17 protein-coding genes are annotated in these 17222 nt (G+C 31.6%); 7 read left to right on the forward strand and 10 right to left on the reverse strand.

Annotated elements, in window-relative coordinates:
• Positions 1–107: 107 nt before the first annotated feature.
• Positions 108–1739: a T9SS type A sorting domain-containing protein gene (locus HNV10_RS01555; protein ID WP_173299570.1), complete on the forward strand. Its 1632-nt coding sequence runs from the start codon at positions 108–110 to the stop codon at positions 1737–1739.
• Positions 1740–1816: 77 nt separating this feature from the next.
• Positions 1817–2797 (forward strand): LuxE/PaaK family acyltransferase, encoded by a 981-nt coding sequence (locus tag HNV10_RS01560; protein WP_173299571.1) that lies wholly within the window; start codon positions 1817–1819, stop codon positions 2795–2797.
• A gap of 199 nt (positions 2798–2996) precedes the next feature.
• Here HNV10_RS01560 and tyrS read toward each other — a convergent pair whose 3' ends face one another.
• A complete protein-coding gene (tyrS, locus tag HNV10_RS01565) occupies positions 2997–4307 on the reverse strand; it encodes a tyrosine--tRNA ligase (protein ID WP_173299572.1) in 1311 nt (436 codons plus the stop codon).
• A 161-nt stretch (positions 4308–4468) separates the two neighbouring features.
• On the opposite strand from tyrS, the gene HNV10_RS01570 reads away from it, so the two are divergent.
• Complete coding sequence (locus tag HNV10_RS01570) at positions 4469–5488, forward strand: NAD-dependent epimerase/dehydratase family protein (RefSeq protein WP_173299573.1); 1020 nt, start codon at positions 4469–4471, stop codon at positions 5486–5488.
• Here the strand turns inward: HNV10_RS01570 and HNV10_RS01575 are convergent.
• From HNV10_RS01575 to HNV10_RS01585, 3 genes are read right to left on the reverse strand one after another with little or no spacing between them, the layout of a single operon-like run.
• Entirely contained in the window at positions 5485–5943 is a 459-nt protein-coding gene (locus HNV10_RS01575; protein ID WP_173299574.1) for a DUF4296 domain-containing protein, read from the reverse strand. The genes HNV10_RS01570 and HNV10_RS01575 overlap by 4 nt on opposite strands.
• Before the next feature lies 1 nt (position 5944).
• Positions 5945–7288 carry a dihydroorotase gene (locus HNV10_RS01580; protein ID WP_173299575.1) on the reverse strand — a complete coding sequence of 448 codons (1344 nt, stop codon included), beginning with the start codon at positions 7286–7288 and terminating at the stop codon, positions 5945–5947.
• A 6-nt stretch (positions 7289–7294) separates the two neighbouring features.
• Complete coding sequence (locus HNV10_RS01585) at positions 7295–8017, reverse strand: polyprenol monophosphomannose synthase (protein ID WP_173299576.1); 723 nt, start codon at positions 8015–8017, stop codon at positions 7295–7297.
• 252 nt (positions 8018–8269) lie between these two features.
• Here HNV10_RS01585 and HNV10_RS01590 point away from each other — a divergent pair, with 252 nt between their 5' ends.
• Positions 8270–8920, forward strand: a complete 651-nt coding sequence (locus tag HNV10_RS01590; RefSeq protein ID WP_173299577.1) for a DUF4271 domain-containing protein — start codon at positions 8270–8272, stop codon at positions 8918–8920.
• Between the two features lie 16 nt (positions 8921–8936).
• Positions 8937–9686: a uroporphyrinogen-III synthase gene (locus HNV10_RS01595; RefSeq protein WP_173300039.1), complete on the forward strand. Its 750-nt coding sequence runs from the start codon at positions 8937–8939 to the stop codon at positions 9684–9686.
• A gap of 76 nt (positions 9687–9762) precedes the next feature.
• Here the strand turns inward: HNV10_RS01595 and pckA are convergent, their stop codons facing one another.
• Together pckA and HNV10_RS01605 are read right to left on the reverse strand one after the other, a co-directional pair.
• On the reverse strand, positions 9763–11379 hold the full coding sequence (gene pckA / locus HNV10_RS01600; RefSeq protein WP_173299578.1) for a phosphoenolpyruvate carboxykinase (ATP): 1617 nt from the start codon (positions 11377–11379) through the stop codon (positions 9763–9765).
• Between the two features lie 65 nt (positions 11380–11444).
• Positions 11445–11834, reverse strand: coding sequence for a DUF423 domain-containing protein (locus HNV10_RS01605; protein ID WP_173299579.1), 390 nt, complete (start codon positions 11832–11834; stop codon positions 11445–11447).
• 69 nt (positions 11835–11903) lie between these two features.
• Here HNV10_RS01605 and HNV10_RS01610 point away from each other — a divergent pair, with 69 nt between their 5' ends.
• Complete coding sequence (locus tag HNV10_RS01610; protein ID WP_173299580.1) at positions 11904–13268, forward strand: saccharopine dehydrogenase family protein; 1365 nt, start codon at positions 11904–11906, stop codon at positions 13266–13268.
• An 89-nt stretch (positions 13269–13357) separates the two neighbouring features.
• A complete protein-coding gene (locus HNV10_RS01615; RefSeq protein WP_173299581.1) occupies positions 13358–13828 on the forward strand; it encodes an Lrp/AsnC ligand binding domain-containing protein in 471 nt (156 codons plus the stop codon).
• Between the two features lie 17 nt (positions 13829–13845).
• Here the strand turns inward: HNV10_RS01615 and HNV10_RS01620 are convergent, their stop codons facing one another.
• The 4 genes from HNV10_RS01620 to HNV10_RS01635 form a co-directional block, all read right to left on the reverse strand.
• Positions 13846–14883, reverse strand: coding sequence for an aldo/keto reductase (locus HNV10_RS01620; protein WP_173299582.1), 1038 nt, complete (start codon positions 14881–14883; stop codon positions 13846–13848).
• A 90-nt stretch (positions 14884–14973) separates the two neighbouring features.
• The gene (locus tag HNV10_RS01625) at positions 14974–15399 is read right to left on the reverse strand and encodes a DUF1311 domain-containing protein (protein ID WP_173299583.1); all 426 of its coding nucleotides are present in this window, start codon (positions 15397–15399) and stop codon (positions 14974–14976) included.
• Positions 15389–16348, reverse strand: a complete 960-nt coding sequence (locus tag HNV10_RS01630) for an OmpA/MotB family protein (RefSeq protein WP_173299584.1) — start codon at positions 16346–16348, stop codon at positions 15389–15391. Before HNV10_RS01630 ends, HNV10_RS01625 begins: the two co-directional genes overlap by 11 nt.
• A 46-nt stretch (positions 16349–16394) precedes the next feature.
• Entirely contained in the window at positions 16395–17156 is a 762-nt protein-coding gene (locus tag HNV10_RS01635; RefSeq protein WP_173299585.1) for an exodeoxyribonuclease III, read from the reverse strand.
• Between the last annotated feature and the right edge of the window lie 66 nt (positions 17157–17222).

Genomic DNA, 17222 nt, shown 5'->3' on the forward strand with positions numbered 1-17222 from the left:
ATTAACCATATTATGTTATTGTAAATATATAAAGTATTAACTATTAAGATTCTGATAACTACAGATTTGTTATTATATTTGTTATCTAACTTTTATAAAATTCAATTATGAAGAAAATTTACTTTTTATTTATTGCTTTATTAATTTCTTCCTTAACATTTGGACAGAATTTATTAGTAAACGGAGATTTTGAAACTTGGACGGATACAACTACTCCAGACAGTTGGACAAAAGCCGAAAACATTACTCAAGAAACTACTGAGATACATGGCGGCAGTAATTCTGCAAAACATACTGCGGATGGCACAAAAGATTTAGGACAAACAATTACAGGTATTACTCCTGGAAACATGTATACAATTTCTTTATGGTATAAAGTTGAATCTGGTGACGATACAGATGCTAGAATCTGGAGTTACTGGAAAGATGCCTCTGACTCTAACATCTCTGATAATGCTGATGAATTAAGAGGTCCAAGTAATGGTTATTTTGATACTAATGGTAATGCGTGGACAGAATATACAGTAACAATAGCAGCACCTGCTACTGCTACAAGTCTTTATTTTGAAGTAAGATCTTATGGAAGCGCAGTAGTATATTGGGATGATTTTTCTGTTACGGAACAAGTTGTAACAACACCTTCTGTTGTAATCACTTCACCTAGTGATGGTCAAATTTTACCTCCAGGTACAACTACAACAGATATAGCTTATAGTTTAACTAACGTACCTGCAACTGCTACAGTAGAAGTTACGGTAAATTCTGATGCACCTGTAGCTACTACAGACAACCCTGTAACTATTGTTACTGATAATAATATTCCATATACTGTAATTATTAATGTAATTGATGGTGGTACTACAATAGCTACTGACCAAGTAACATTTACTATAGCTTCTAATAATCAAGTAGCAGATATTACTGCATTACGTGCTGGAACCGTTGGCGAATTTTATGAATTAACTGGCGAAGCAATCATTTCTTACATTGTTACAGAAGGTAATAGAAATCAAAAATACATTCAAGATGGTGGAGCAGGTATATTAATTGATGATACTGCAGGAACATTAAGTACTGCTTTTAGTATTGGTGATGGAATTACAGGTTTAGTAGGAGAATTATCTGAATATGCAGGAACACTTCAGTTTGTGCCTAGTGAAAATATTGCAATGGCATCTTCTACAGGTAACACGCTAACACCAATTGTTGTTAGTGCTTCAGAACTTATAACTAACGGTGAAACTTACGAAAGTAGACTTATTACATTAAACAATGTAACTTTTGAAGATACTGGTGTATTTGCAGATAACACAAATTATAATGTAGCTGATGGCGCAGATGTAACTGTAGCTAGAGTTGCTTTTGGTGACGAAGACATTATTGGTACAGCTATCCCAACTGCTGTTTCAAGCATTACTGGTTTAGGTGGTGAATTTAACGGTACTTACCAAATATTTCCTAGATATGCTAGCGATATTGCAGCACCATTAAGTGTAAACAATTTTAATGCTAATTCATTTAGCTTATATCCTAACCCAACCAATACAGGTTTGGTCTCAATTTCTTCTACAAACAGCGATGCTATTTCTGTACAAGTATTTGATATCTTAGGTAAGCAAGTAAAAAACGAAACTTTAACAGCTAGCACATTAAATGTGTCTAATTTAAAGTCTGGCGTTTATATCGTAAAAATTACTCAGAACAATGCTTCTGTTACTAAAAAATTAGTAATTAAGTAAGTATATTTCTTAATACATTTTAAAAGCGTAGCTCAATATTTAGAGCTACGCTTTTTTATTTTCCATACTTTTGCAATATGAAATTTAAAGACACTATTTTTAATATAAAATCTAATGCTGAATTTGAAGCAATAGCCTTAGAAGTATTTAAATTTCAGTTTAAAAATAATAGAGTCTATAGGTCGTTTTGCGACTTACTTTACAAGCATCCTTCTGATGTAAAGTACATTGCTGACATTCCTTTTTTACCAATTCAGTTTTTTAAATCGCGTGAAGTCTTAAGCTCTACTGCACCAATTCAAAAAACATTTTCAAGTTCTGGTACAACAGGAAGCATTACCAGTAAACATTTAATTACCGATTTAAAACTATATGAAGAAAGTTACTTAAAAGCTTTTAAGCACTTTTATGGCAATATTGAAGACTACGTAGTTTTAGCTTTATTACCCTCTTATTTAGAACGAGACGGGTCTTCACTAATTTATATGGTTAATGATTTAATTGAAAAATCTAACAGAACTGAAAGTGGCTTTTACCTTAATAATCTTGAAGAATTAGCAAGCACGTTAAAAATGCTTGAAGCTAAACAACAAAAAACATTACTTATAGGTGTTTCCTTTGCCTTATTAGATTTGGTTGAAGCTTATCAACTTAATTTGGAGCATACCACAATCATGGAAACAGGAGGAATGAAAGGCAGACGAAAAGAAATTATAAGACAAGAGCTTCACCAAATTCTTAAAACTGGCTTTAATGTTAACCAAATTCATAGTGAATATGGAATGACAGAACTTCTAAGCCAAGCCTATTCTAAAGGCAATGGCATTTTTGAGTGTCCACCTTGGATGAAAATACTAACAAGGGATACAGAGGATGCGCTTACCATACAGCAACCAAACAAAACTGGTGGTATAAATGTTATTGATTTGGCGAACCTAAATTCATGCTCGTTTATTGCCACCCAAGACTTGGGTAAAGTCAATGAAAACGGTGAGTTTGAAATTATTGGCAGGTTTGATAATTCTGATATTAGAGGCTGCAATTTAATGGCCCTTTAATTTTTTTTTCAAAAAAGTGTAAGGATACGGATTTACAAACGACTTAATAATTGCTATGAAAAAGAAAGATTTTTCAATAGTTGATTGATTGGTTAGTGAGTGCCCAAAAGAAATTTTGGGCACTTTTTTATACAAACAATAAAAGACCAATCAGTTTAAAACTTAATTGGTCTTACTTTTTTAAAAATTATAGAGAGATTTACACAATCTTTAGTAAAAAGTTAGTCTTCTTTCCTCTACTTATAATAATGTATTTATTATGTATTAAATCTTCAGAAGACAATATATAATCTTCCTTTACCTTTTCTTTATTAACGGCAACTGCATTTTCTTTCAATGCTCGTCTTGCATCTCCATTAGAACTTAAAAAACTGGTTTTAGCTGCTAAAGCACCAATCATATCTATACCTTCACTAAACTCTGCCTCTGATACTTCTGCTTGTTTTACACCTTCAAAAACATCTAGAAATAATGCTTCAGGTAATTGCTTAATTTCATTCTTAAAATCTTTGCTAAACAATATTTGAGAAGCCTTAACAGCATTATCATAATCCTCCTGGCTATGTACAAAAACAGTAACCTCTTCTGCTAATCGCTTTTGTAATAAACGTAAATGAGGCGTTTCCTTATGCTCAACGATTAAAGCATCAATAGTTTCTTTATCTAAAAAGGTAAAGATTTTAATATACTTTTCAGCATCCTCATCGGTTGTATTTAACCAAAACTGGTAAAATTTAAACACTGAAGTTTTATCTGCATCTAACCAAACATTACCACCTTCAGACTTTCCAAATTTAGAACCGTCTGCTTTAGTAATTAAAGGACAAGTCATGGCAAATGCTTTTGCTTGGTCTTCGCCATTGTGCATACGTCTTACTAATTCTGTACCTGTGGTAATATTTCCCCATTGATCACTTCCTCCCATTTGTAATTTACAACCCATGGTTTTATACAAATGATGAAAATCGTAACCTTGTATTAATTGGTATGTAAATTCTGTAAAAGACATACCAACATTTCCTTCGTCTCCACTTAAACGTTTTTTTACAGAATCTTTAGCCATCATATAATTTACCGTGATACGTTTACCAACGTCACGAGCAAAATCAATAAAACTAAAATTCTTCATCCAGTCATAATTATTTACTAAAACTGGTGCGTTTATTTCAGTAGAATCGAAATCTAAAAAACGAGATAATATTCTTTTAATACCAGCAACATTATGAGCTAAAGTTGCTTCATCAAGTAAATTACGCTCATCACTTTTCCCTGATGGATCACCAATCATCCCAGTTGCTCCACCAACCAGAGCAATTGGTTTATGACCTGCTTTCTCTAAATGAACCAATAAAATAATTGGCACTAAACTACCAATGTGCAACGAGTCTGATGTAGGATCAAAACCAATATAGGCTGTTGTCATCTCTTTATCTAATTGCTCTTCAGTTCCTGGCATGATATCGTGCACCATTCCTCGCCAACGTAATTCTTCTACAAACTTATTTGCCATTGTTTATTTAGTTTCAAAATTATTTTGCGCAAAGATATGTTTCCACTGTTAAAGACAAAAGACAATTTTAATTGAATTTATAATCTATAGTTTAAAACGTCTTTGTTCTTATTAACAAAGTTCTAACAACAGAATAACTGTAAGATTTGTAAATTCGCCCAATGATTTTAGTTACAGGTGGTACTGGTTTAGTTGGCTCGCATTTACTTTTTCAATTACTGAAAAATAATGCTAGTATACGTGCAATTTATAGAAACGAAAACACACTAAATCAAGTTAAACATGTATTTTCTTATTATTCTGAAAATGCAGAAGCTTTATTTAATAAAATTGAATGGGTAAAAGCTGACCTTAATAATATTCCGCAACTTGAAATAGCTTTTAAGGGTATTACACATGTCTATCATTGTGCTGCATTTGTGTCTTTTGAACCTAGTAAATATAAATTACTTAGAAAAATAAATATAGAAGGCACAGCTAACATTGTAAATTTAAGTATTAACTATAATATTAAAAAGCTATGCTATGTAAGTTCTACTGCAACATTAGGACACCATAACAACCCTGAAAAACTAATAAATGAAAAAACTGAATGGAATGCTGAGCATAATAACAGTAGTTATGCAATTACAAAATATGGTGCAGAACTGGAAGTTTGGCGTGGTACGCAAGAAGGTTTAAATGCTGTAATTGTAAATCCTGGTATTATTTTAGGTGCTGGCTATTGGAATGGAGGAAGTAGCGGAAGTTTATTTAAAAGAATTAAAAACGGGCTTCCTTACTACACCTCTGGAATAACAGGGTTTGTTAGTGTTTGGGATGTTGTTATTACTATGGAGCAATTAATGAATTGTACAATTAAAAATGAGCAGTTTATCTTAGTTTCAGACAACCTTAGTTATAAAAGTTTTTTTAAAGCAGCCGCAAAAGTCTTAAATGTAAAACCTCCAATAAAAGAGGCTAAACCTTGGCTATTAAATAGTGTTTGGCGCTTAGATTGGATAAAAAGCAAACTATCTGGTAAACCTAGAAGGTTAACTAAACAAACCTCAAATTCTTTATTAAGTGTAAAAAAATATGATGCAACAAAAATAAAAAATATCTTAAAATTCGAATTTAGCTCAATAAGTAAAACCATTGAAGAAGTTGGGTTATTATATCTTAAAGACCTTAAAAATTAACCACCAACAAACCCTTTTTTATTAATCAGTCTTTTTATAGAATCCTTCTGTTTTTTCGCCTTCTCTCTTAAAGAATCATTTTGTTTTTGCTTATTTTCTGATTCTTCAATTCTTATAGCTTCATATTCCTCCTTTTCTTTTTCTAAACGAGCCTTCACTTTATCTACAATACTCTTGTAAACATCTGTCTCAAAACTGTAATACGTATTGCTTTCTGCAAATTGTAAACTATCTATATTATGCTTTGATAAAATATAATCTTGAGGAATAATACCATGTAGTTCTAACGTTTTTCTATTAACACCCTTTGCCGCGTTAACCATATAAACATCATACAAAAGCTCGGTCATTTGTGCTTTAGGAATTAAATTATCTGGTTTTTTAGGCTTATCCAAATTATCGCAGGCGATAAGCAAAATTCCTAAAACTAATATTATACCTAAATGCTTTAACATTCTATCTATTAAAAGTTAATCGTTGTCCGGCTTTAACATCTAAAACCTTAAAATTATTATACGCCAATTGTCCATTAACAAAGGTGTGCGTAATTCTACTTTTAAAAGTACTACCCTCAAATGGCGACCAACCACATTTATATAAGATATTACTTTTATTAACTGTCCAAGGGCTTTGTGGGTCTACAATAACCAAATCTGCATAATAACCTTCCTTTATATAGCCTCTTTTTTCTACATTAAATAGTATGGCAGGATTATGACATGCCTTCTCTACAATTTTTTCTACGGAGATTTTACCTTGATGATGCGCTTCTAATAAAGCGACCAATGCATGTTGCACTAAAGGTCCACCAGAAGGTGCTTTAGTATATGGATTATTTTTCTCTTCAAGCGTGTGAGGTGCATGATCTGTAGCAATAACATCTATTCTATCATCTAACAAAGCTTTCCAGAGTTGGTCTCTATCTTTAGATGTTTTCACTGCTGGATTCCATTTTATATGACTTCCTTTTTTAGCATAATCTTGATCTGAAAACCATAAATGATGTACACATACCTCGGCCGTTATTTTTTTATCTTTTAAAGGAATTTTATTTGTAAACAAGCTTGTTTCTTTCCCAGTTGATAAATGAAATACATGTAGCCTTGCTCCTGTTTTTTTAGCTAATTCTATGGCTTTTGAAGATGATAAATAGCAAGCCTCTTCACTACGTATAATGGGATGCATTTCCATAGGAATATCATCACCGTATTCTTCTTTATACTTTGCTAAATTTTCTTTAATAGTTGCCTCATCTTCACAATGCACAGAAATCACCATATCTGTACTGGAAAATATTTTTTCAATCACCTTTGGGTCATCAACTAACATATTTCCTGTAGAAGACCCTAAAAAAAGTTTTAAGCCTGCAACGGTTTTGGGATTAACTTTTAAAATTTCCTCTAAATTATCGTTAGTTCCACCAAACATAAAAGAATAGTTTGCATAAGATGAATCTGCTGCAATAGCAAATTTTTCTTCTAACTTTTCTACAGTTGTAGTTTGAGGATTAGTATTTGGCATTTCAATAAACGAAGTAATTCCTCCTGCTAATGCTGCTCTCGATTCAGATTCAATATTAGCCTTATGTGTTAAGCCTGGCTCTCTAAAATGTACTTGGTCGTCAATCATTCCTGGTAATACATAATTACCTTCGGCATCAATTACAGTCATATCAGCTGACTTAACACTAATAGAAATATCTATTTTCTTAATAATGTTATCTTCTATAAGAATATCGCCTTCTACAATCTTTCCTTCGTTAACAATTTTTGCGTTTTTAATAAGCGTCTGTCGATTCATATTGTTTTACTTAGCAAATAAACTTTTTAATTTTAAATTAATAACACCAAAGATAGCCTCAGAAATAATACTACCACTCATTTTAGAGTTTCCTTTAGTTCTATCTTTAAAAATAACTGGTATTTCTTTTATTATAAAGCCTTTTTTATGCGCCTTAAACTTCATTTCTATTTGAAACGCATAACCTATAAATTTTATCTTTTTTAGATTAATTGTTTCTAATACTTTTCTTTTATAACAGACAAATCCAGCTGTAGAGTCCTTTACTTTCATGCGCGTTATTAGTCTAACGTAACGAGATGCTCCATACGATAAAAGTATGCGAGACAAAGGCCAATTAACTACGGTAATACCTTTTACATATCTAGAGCCTACTGCTATATCTGCATTATCATTTGCACAGGCATCATATAATCTAACTAAGTCATCTGGATTATGTGAAAAATCAGCATCCATTTCAAAAATAAATTGATATGTTTTTTCTAAAGCCCACTCAAAACCTGCAATATAAGCTGTTCCTAATCCACTTTTTGCTTTACGTTCTAATAAAAATAACTGATCTTTAAATTCTTTTTGTAAGATTTTCACTTTTTCTCCAGTTTTATCCGGAGAATTATCATCAACCACTAGAACATGAAAATCCTTTTCTTGAGAAAAAACAGCTCTTATGATGGCTTCAATGTTTTCAATCTCATTATATGTAGGTATTATAACAACTGCGTCAGACATTAACTCTATTTTAAATACGCTCTTATTTTGCGTTTAGAATTTCAACAAAAATAAAGTTTTTAATGAATTATGAGTTCAAATTAACGTTTTCTATAGATACGTTTTATACATATCTTTATTATTTAAATAAATAATAAGTTTTAATGAATTTAGAATTCTTTTTATTGATAATTTAAAAACGGACAAATGAGAATATTTCGTCATTTTTATATTTATTTGGTATAAGCTTAATATTCTTTATAATTTAGCCACATGCGAAACTATTTTACATACGATTGGTTTACTATTTTTACTATCATAGGATTATGTAGCATTGTTATTGCTAAATATTTAAACACACTTAGATTTAATGATTTTATCTATGTTTTAGGAAATTCTAAATATTTAAACATTTATAGTAAGGATCAAAAATTTATTGATCATTTTGATAGTTTTTTATTTATCAACCTCAGCCTATCGCTAAGCATATTTATACATTTTGCTTATTCTACTTTTGTAGCGCCTTTAGATTTTGAACTTATTTCTTTTTTAAAAATACTATTTACTGTTTCTACTCTTATTGTTATAAAAACACTTATAGAGCGCCTTATTGGTAGTCTTTTTGAAATAGACAGCCTAATGGATCATTACTTATTTCAAAAAACAACATTCAAAAACTTATCTGGCATTGTCTTTTTAATTACCAACTTATTTCTGTTGTACACTAAAACATACAATGACATTGCCATTACCGTAGCGTTTTCATTAGTTTGCCTTATAAATCTTATAGGGTTTTTAAACTCATATAAAACGTATCAAAAACTAATTAATCCTAATTTTTTCTATTTTTTGTTGTATCTTTGCGCTCTCGAAATTGGGCCTTATGTACTTTTATATAAGGTTTTTAGAGAATATAACGGTTAAAACAAAAGGTTTACGTATGAAAGTGAAAACGATTTTAGTATCACAACCAGAGCCTAAAATAGAGAACTCGCCTTACTTTGATTTGCAAGAGAAACAAAAAGTTAAGGTGGACTTTAGACCCTTTATTCATGTTGAAGGCGTATCCTCTAAGGATATAAGACAACAAAAAGTTGATCTTAGCAAAATTACAGCCATTATACTTACAAGTAGAAATTCAGTAGATCACTTTTTTAGAGTAGCAGATGAAATGCGTTTTAAAGTGCCTGATTCTATGAAGTATTTTTGTCAATCTGAAGCTGTTGCTTATTATTTACAGAAATATGTAGTCTACAGAAAACGTAAAATTTATGTAGGTAAACGTACATTTGAAGACTTAATTCCACTTATTAAAAAATACAAAGACGAGTCATTCTTATTACCTACAACAGATAAAGTAAAACCAATTATACCTCAAATTTTAGACGATTTAGGTGTAAAATGGAAACAAGCTACGTTTTACAGAACAGTAATTAGTGATTTATCTGATTTATCTAATGTTACTTATGATATTTTGGTGTTTTTTAGTCCTTCTGGTATAGAATCACTATTTCATAATTTCCCAGATTTTAAGCAAAATGAAACTCGTATTGCTGTATTTGGTAACACAACAGTAAAAGCGGTTAAGGAAAAAGGGTTACGTGTAGATATTTCTGCACCAACGCCTGAAACACCTTCTATGACCATGGCATTACAAAAGTATATTGATGCTGTTAATAAAGGGAAATAGTTATTAAACAAGTCGATTAAAACATAAAAAAAGCGATTCTATGATTAGAATCGCTTTTTTCTTTTTATATCTAATATTAAAAAGCATAACGTTGTGGTCCTCCACGTCTTACTTCTTCTGAAGCATAAGACTCAAACTTTTTAAAGTTTTCTCTAAACGCGTTAGATAATTTAAACGCCATTTTATAATAAGCATCATCATCATTCCATGTTGCTCTCGGACTCAATACTTCAGTTGGTACACCTGGGCAAGTTCTTGGTTGTGCTACACCAAATACAGAGTGAATATGGTAATCATCATAATTATACAATCCTAAATCTCCATTTAAAGCCGCATTAATCATTGCACGTGTATATTTTAATTTCATACGTGTACCAATGCCATAAGGACCTCCTGTCCAACCCGTATTTACTAACCATACATTTACACCAGCTTCTTGCATTTTTTTGCTCAACATTTTGGCGTATTCTGTAGGATGTAGTGGCATAAAAGGAGCTCCAAAACAAGCAGAAAAACTTGGAACGGGCTCTACTACGCCTGCTTCAGTACCTGCTACTTTTGCAGTATAACCAGAAATAAAATGATATGCTGCTTGGCTTGGTGTTAACTTAGAAATTGGAGGTAAAACACCAAATGCATCTGCAGTTAAGAAAAATATATTCTTTGGGTTTTTACCTATAGATGGCTTTCTAATATTATCAATATGGTAAATTGGGTAACTTACTCGTGTATTTTGTGTAATAGACGTATCAGCAAAATCTACATTGCCTTTATCATCCATTATTACATTTTCTAAAATTGCACCTTTTTTAATCGCAGCAAAGATTTCTGGTTCTTGATCTTGAGAAAGATTAATCACTTTAGCGTAACAACCTCCTTCAAAATTAAAAACAGTGTTTTCTTTGGTCCATCCGTGTTCGTCATCACCAATTAAACTTCTGTTAGGATCCGTAGAAAGTGTAGTTTTTCCAGTGCCTGATAATCCGAAGAAAATTGCTGTATCATCATTTTTACCAACATTTGCACTGCAATGCATTGGTAAAGTGTTTTTAAATACCGGAAGTATAAAGTTTAAAGCCGAAAAAATACCTTTTTTAATTTCACCTGTATAACCAGTACCACCAATTAAAGCAATTTTTCTAGTAAAATCTAAAATTGCAAAATTGTGTTGACGCGTACCATCTATTTCTGGATCTGCTGTAAAGCCAGGTGCATTTACCACAGTCCATTCTGGTGAAAAACCTTCTAATTCAGTTTCCGTAGGACGCAAAAACATGTTGTATGCAAACATATTACTCCAAGGATACTCATTAATAACTCTAAGATTCATTTTATAATTCTCATCTGCACAAGCGTAACAATCGCGAACATAAACCTCTTTTTCAGACAAGTAACTTACAACTTTGTCGTACAGCTTTTGAAATTTATCGCTCTCAAATGGAATATTTATATTTCCCCACCAAATCTTCTCTTCGGTAACAGCATCTTTTACAATAAATCTATCCATTGGAGAACGACCGGTAAATTCGCCTGTGTTAACAGCTATTGCTCCAGAAGAAGATTCTACACCTTGACCTTTAGCAATTGTTTCAGCATGAAGTTCATCCGAAGATAATTGATAATTGACTTTTGCATTTTTTATTCCATATTGATCTAACGAAATCGTTTTCGTAAATTGGGTATGGTTTGCCATAATTTTTTTGTTGTTTAGTTCTACAAAACTATAATTTTATTTTGAAACAGCCCATTTCAAAAACTTTAATCGACTTTATTTCTTATAATATCGACTAACATCACTATCCAAGACAGAATTAATAATAATCCACCAACAGGTGTAATTAAAGCAATTGTTTTAAAATTGAATGTTGTGAGCATATTTGTGGCCAATCCATATATAGAGCCAGAAAAGAAAATAACACCACAAATCACTAAATAAAATAGGATCTTCTTTGTTTTTAAACTTACAAAAGTTGTTCCGCCTAAAATTAATAGAAAAAATGCATGATACATTTGATAACGCACACCAGTTTCAAAAGTCTTAATAGCATCAGCATCAATTAGTTTTGTTAATCCATGGGCTGCAAATGCACCCAAAACAATCCCAATTATTCCTAGTATTGTACCTGTAATTAAAAGTTTTTTATTCATAATTAGTGCGCTTTTGCCCAAAAATACCTTTAGTATTTCTTACATTCGTGTATTACAAAATTAGTTATAATGCGAAAGATTTTAATCATTGGTGCAGGTAAATCCTCTTCTTATCTCATAAAATATTTACTTGATAAATCTCAATCAGAAAATCTACATATTACTATTGGAGATTTAAATGTTGAGAACGCTAAAAAATTAGTAGGCACACACCCAAATACCACCATAATCCATTTAGATGTATTTAATGCAGAATCTAGAACTAAGGCTGTAAAACAAGCTGATATTGTGGTTTCTATGTTACCAGCTCGTTTTCATATAGAAGTTGCTAAAGACTGTATTTCTTATAAAAAACATATGGTAACCGCTTCTTATATAAGTAAAGAAATGCAAGCCTTAGATAATGATGCCAAAGCCAATAATCTCATTTTTATGAATGAAATTGGTGTGGATCCAGGTATTGACCACATGAGTGCTATGCAAGTAATTGACAGTATTAGAGATAAAGGCGGAAAAATGATTTTGTTTGAATCCTTTACAGGCGGATTAGTAGCACCTGAAAGCGATAACAATCTTTGGAATTATAAATTTACATGGAACCCAAGAAATGTAGTCGTCGCAGGACAAGGAGGTGCAGCCAAATTTTTACAAGAAAACCAATTTAAATACATTCCGTATGATCGTTTATTTAGACGAACAGAATTTTTAGATGTTGATGACTATGGTCGTTTTGAGGCTTATGCAAATAGAGACTCTTTAAAATATCAGCATGTTTATGGTTTAGATCATGCTAAAACACTTTATCGTGGTACCATGCGACGTGTTGGTTTTAGTAGAGCATGGCATGTTTTTGTGCAATTAGGAATGACGGACGATAGCTACACAATAGATGATAGTATAAACATGAGTTATAGAGATTTTGTTAATGCTTTCTTGCCATACAGCCCAACTGATTCTGTAGAACTTAAATTTAGACACGCGCTAAAAATTGATCAAGATGATATAGTTTGGGACAAGTTTTTAGAACTCGACATTTTTAATTCTGAAAAAATGGTAGAATTAGACAAGGCAACACCTGCTCAAATTCTACAAAAAATATTAATGGATAGCTGGACGCTTAGTCCAGAAGATAAAGATATGATTGTTATGTATCATAAATTTGGATATGAATTAAATGGAAAAAAATATCAGATTGATTCCACTATGGTAACACTTGGTAACGACCAAACCTATACAGCAATGTCAAAAACAGTAGGTCTACCAGTTGCCATAGCAACTTTGGCTATACTTAATGGTAAGATAAAAACACCAGGAGTACAAATACCAATTACAAAAGAGGTTTACACTCCTATTTTAAAAGAATTAGAATCTTATGATATTGTTTTTAAAGAACATAAGGTACCATATTTGGGTTATAATCCTTTAAATCTTTAATTAATAATTAGAGAGATAATTAGCACAAAGCGTTTCAATTTGAAACGCTTTTTTTATCTTTAACTTTCAAATTTACAGAAGTAACACTAATGAAAGTTAACGATAAAGGCATTTACATTGATGGTATTGATAAAAAGATATTGCGTGCATTAATGGAAGATGCGAGAACACCTATTCTTGAAATTGCCAGAAATGTCGGTATTTCTGGTGCAGCCATTCATCAACGGTTAAAAAAACTTGAAAAATCTGGTCTCTTGTCAGGTTCTAAATTTATTATTAATCCAAAGGCATTAGGATATACAACGATGGCTTTTGTTGGTGTTTATTTAGATAAAGCCGTTAGTAATCCGGAAGCGGTAAAACAATTACAAAAGATTCCAGAGGTTATAGAATGTCATTATACTACAGGTCATTGGAGTATTTTTATTAAAATATTAGCCAAAGACAATGAACATTTAATGTACGTACTAAATTCTCAAATACAAAGTATTAAAGGTGTTTCTAGAACAGAAACATTTATCTCTTTACAAGAACAAATTAACCGACAAATTAAGATTTAAAAAATAAAAAACTCCTTTTATGGCGCAGGATTTGGAATCTCTGCATGCACTGTATCTATAGCTTTCATTACCTCATCAGACAAAGAAATATTAATACTTTCAATATTTTCTTTTAGCTGGTTAATACTTGTTGCTCCAATAATATTACTTGTTAAAAATGGTCTTTTGTTTACAAAAGCTAAAGACATTTGCGCAAGAGACATATTATTATCTTCAGCAATTTTTAAGTAGCGTTTGGTAGCTTCTGTAGATTGCTTACTACTGTATCTAGAAAATCTTGGGAATAAATTTAACCTAGAATTTTCCGTAGCCAAACCTTTTACATATTTACCAGATAATACGCCAAATGCCATTGGTGAATATGCAAGTAACCCAATATTTTCTCTATAGGACACTTCTGCTAAATCACCTTCAAAAACTCTATTAATTAGAGAATAGGCGTTTTGTATGGTAATCATTCTAGGTAGACTATGTTTTTTAGACTCTTCTAAATAACGCATAGTTCCCCAAGCCTTCTCATTAGAAATACCAACTTGTCTTATTTTTCCAGCCTTAATAATTTCATCTAGATTGTAGAGAATTTCGTTAAAATTATCTGCCCATTCATCATCTGTATTATGCTTATAATCTCTTACTCCAAAATAATTGGTGTCGCGCTCAGGCCAATGTAATTGGTACAAATCAATATAATCTGTTTGCAAACGTTTTAGGCTATTATTTACAGCTTCATGCAGTGCCTCTTTACTAAAACCATTAGTTCTAATATGTGCAGTATAATCTCCCGTACCTGCAATTTTTGATGCCAAAACAACTTTATCTCTTTGCCCTGTTTTTGCAAACCAATTTCCAATAATTCGTTCAGTTTCACCATAAGTTTCCTTTGTTGCTGGCACAGGATATAACTCTGCTACATCAAAGAAATTAACACCATTGTTTAGTGCATAATCCATTTGAGCAAAACCTTCGTCTTGGGTGTTTTGGTTTCCCCAAGTCATAGTACCAAGGCATATTTTACTAACTTTTATATCTGTATTTGGTAGAGTTGTGTATTTCATCTTCACTTCCCATGAGAGTGGGACTCTTTTTTAATTAAACTTTTCTAATAATGTAATAATAATAAGAAGACCTTTCTGTTTTAAAAAAAGCTAATCCTCTTCATCAAGTATATTTGCTATAGCTTTTAATCTTAGTTTAGTTAATTCAACCATTGAACTCATATATATAATGGCTTCGACGTGGCCTTTAAATCCATCTGATTTTAATAAACTTATACTTTTTCTTTCAGCTTCCCAATTCTTTTGGTAATCTAGAAAGATAGATTTTAAGCTATCATTATTAACTGTATTAACAAATTTATCAAACTTAGAAAGCATTATAGAATCTACCCTTCTCAATTTTATATTTAAGCAAATTCTAGTTTCAAAATTAGAGCCAGATGTGTTATTACAATCCACCTTTTCTGAATATTTCAAATATGTTTGCTCTTTAATAAAACCAACATCTTTTGTGTTTTGAGAAAAGCCAAAAAGCATTGAACCAAAAAGCAATTTGTAAAAGATTCTAAATCTCATTCAACAACTTTGAAATCTCATCTAATTTAGGTGTTAAAATCACTTCAATACGTCTGTTCTTTGCTTTACCATCTGATGTTTCATTAGAGGCTATAGGAGCATATTCACCACGACCAGCTGCGGTTAAATTTTCAGGATTTATGGCGTCATTTTCTCTTAAGATATTAACGATTGCTGTTGCACGCTTAGCAGACAAATCCCAATTACCACTTAATTGCGCATTGCCTTTATAGGGCACATTATCTGTATGACCTTCTATTAATACAGAGATTTCAGGGTTTTCCGCTAAAACACTACCTAATTGTTGTACGGCTTGTTTACCTTGGGCACCAACATACCAGCTTCCAGATTCAAACAACAATTTATTTTCCATAGAAATATAAACTTTTCCATTACGTTGTTCAACTGTTAATCCTTTACCTTCAAAATTGGTTAATGCTTTAGAAATTGCATCTTTTAATTGTCGCATAGCAGCATCTTTGGAAGCAATAACATTTTCTAATTCAGCCACACGTTGCGAACGGCTTTCTAATTCCTTTTTTAAGGTATTTAAACGCTCATTCTCAGTTGCTAATGCTAGTTCTTTAGCTTCTAGTTGAGCTAAAAGCTCTCTGTTTTTCTGCGAATTTTTCGCAATAGAAGCAGAACTATTTTCTTCTAGAGCTTTATATGATGCTTTTAGAGTTTCGAGATTTGCTTTGGCTGCTGCATAATCTGCTTGAAGCTTATCGCGTTCTGAAACGGCAGATTGATAAGCCGATTCTAATTCATTTAAATCATTGTAAATTTTAGTTTTCTCCTTCTCTAATTCTGCCATTTCATCGGTAAGTGTTCGATTTTCTTTCTTAAGATTGGCATATTTATCTTCAAGATCCGTATAAATCTGTTTTGACACACATGAAGTAAATAATGTAACGATTAATGCAAGTATTGAAAACTTTTTAAACATGATATATTACTGATATTAAGTTAATTGTATATTAATTTAGTTCATTTTAAAAATCTAATTCTAATAAAATAGGACAATGATCACTATGTACCGCTTCTGTTAAAATAACGCTACGTTTTATTTTTTCTTGTAAAGGTGTACTTACCATGGCATAATCTAAACGCCATCCTTTATTATTTGCTCTAGAATTTGCTCTATAACTCCACCAAGAATACTCTTGTCGTTCTGGATGTAAATACCTAAAACTGTCTATAAATCCACTATCTATAAAATCACCTAACCACTCTCGTTCTTCTGGCAAAAACCCTGAAACACCTTTCATTTTTGGATTGTGGATATCAATTTCTTCATGACAAATATTATAATCACCGCAAATCACCAAATTTGGTATTTCCTTTTGTAAATCATTTAAATAATTATGAATTAAATCCATATACTCAAACTTGTGTGATAATCTTGCGTCATTAGTGCCAGATGGTAAATACATACTCATTACAGAAACCTCATTGTAATCTACACGGATATTTCTGCCTTCAAAATCCATTGATTCAATTCCTGTTCCGAATTCTATATGATTAGGTTTAGTTTTACATAAAATTGCAACACCACTGTAGCCTTTTTTCTGTGCGCTAAACCAATAATTGTAACTGTAACCAGCATCTGAAAACAAATTGAGATCCAATTGTTCTTCCATGGCTTTTATTTCTTGTAAGCAAACCACATCTGGATCTGTTGCTTTTAACCACTCTATAAAACCTTTATTTAAAGCCGCTCGGATACCATTTACATTATAAGAAACTATTTTCATGTTGTTATATTCAGATTGACTGCTAAATTAAATAATACGCTACTTTTACACCATTATTTTAAGCAT

Origin of the sequence: Winogradskyella litoriviva, from assembly GCF_013249065.1 — a bacterium.
In the GTDB taxonomy this organism is placed as follows: Bacteria; Bacteroidota; Bacteroidia; order Flavobacteriales; family Flavobacteriaceae; genus Winogradskyella; species Winogradskyella litoriviva.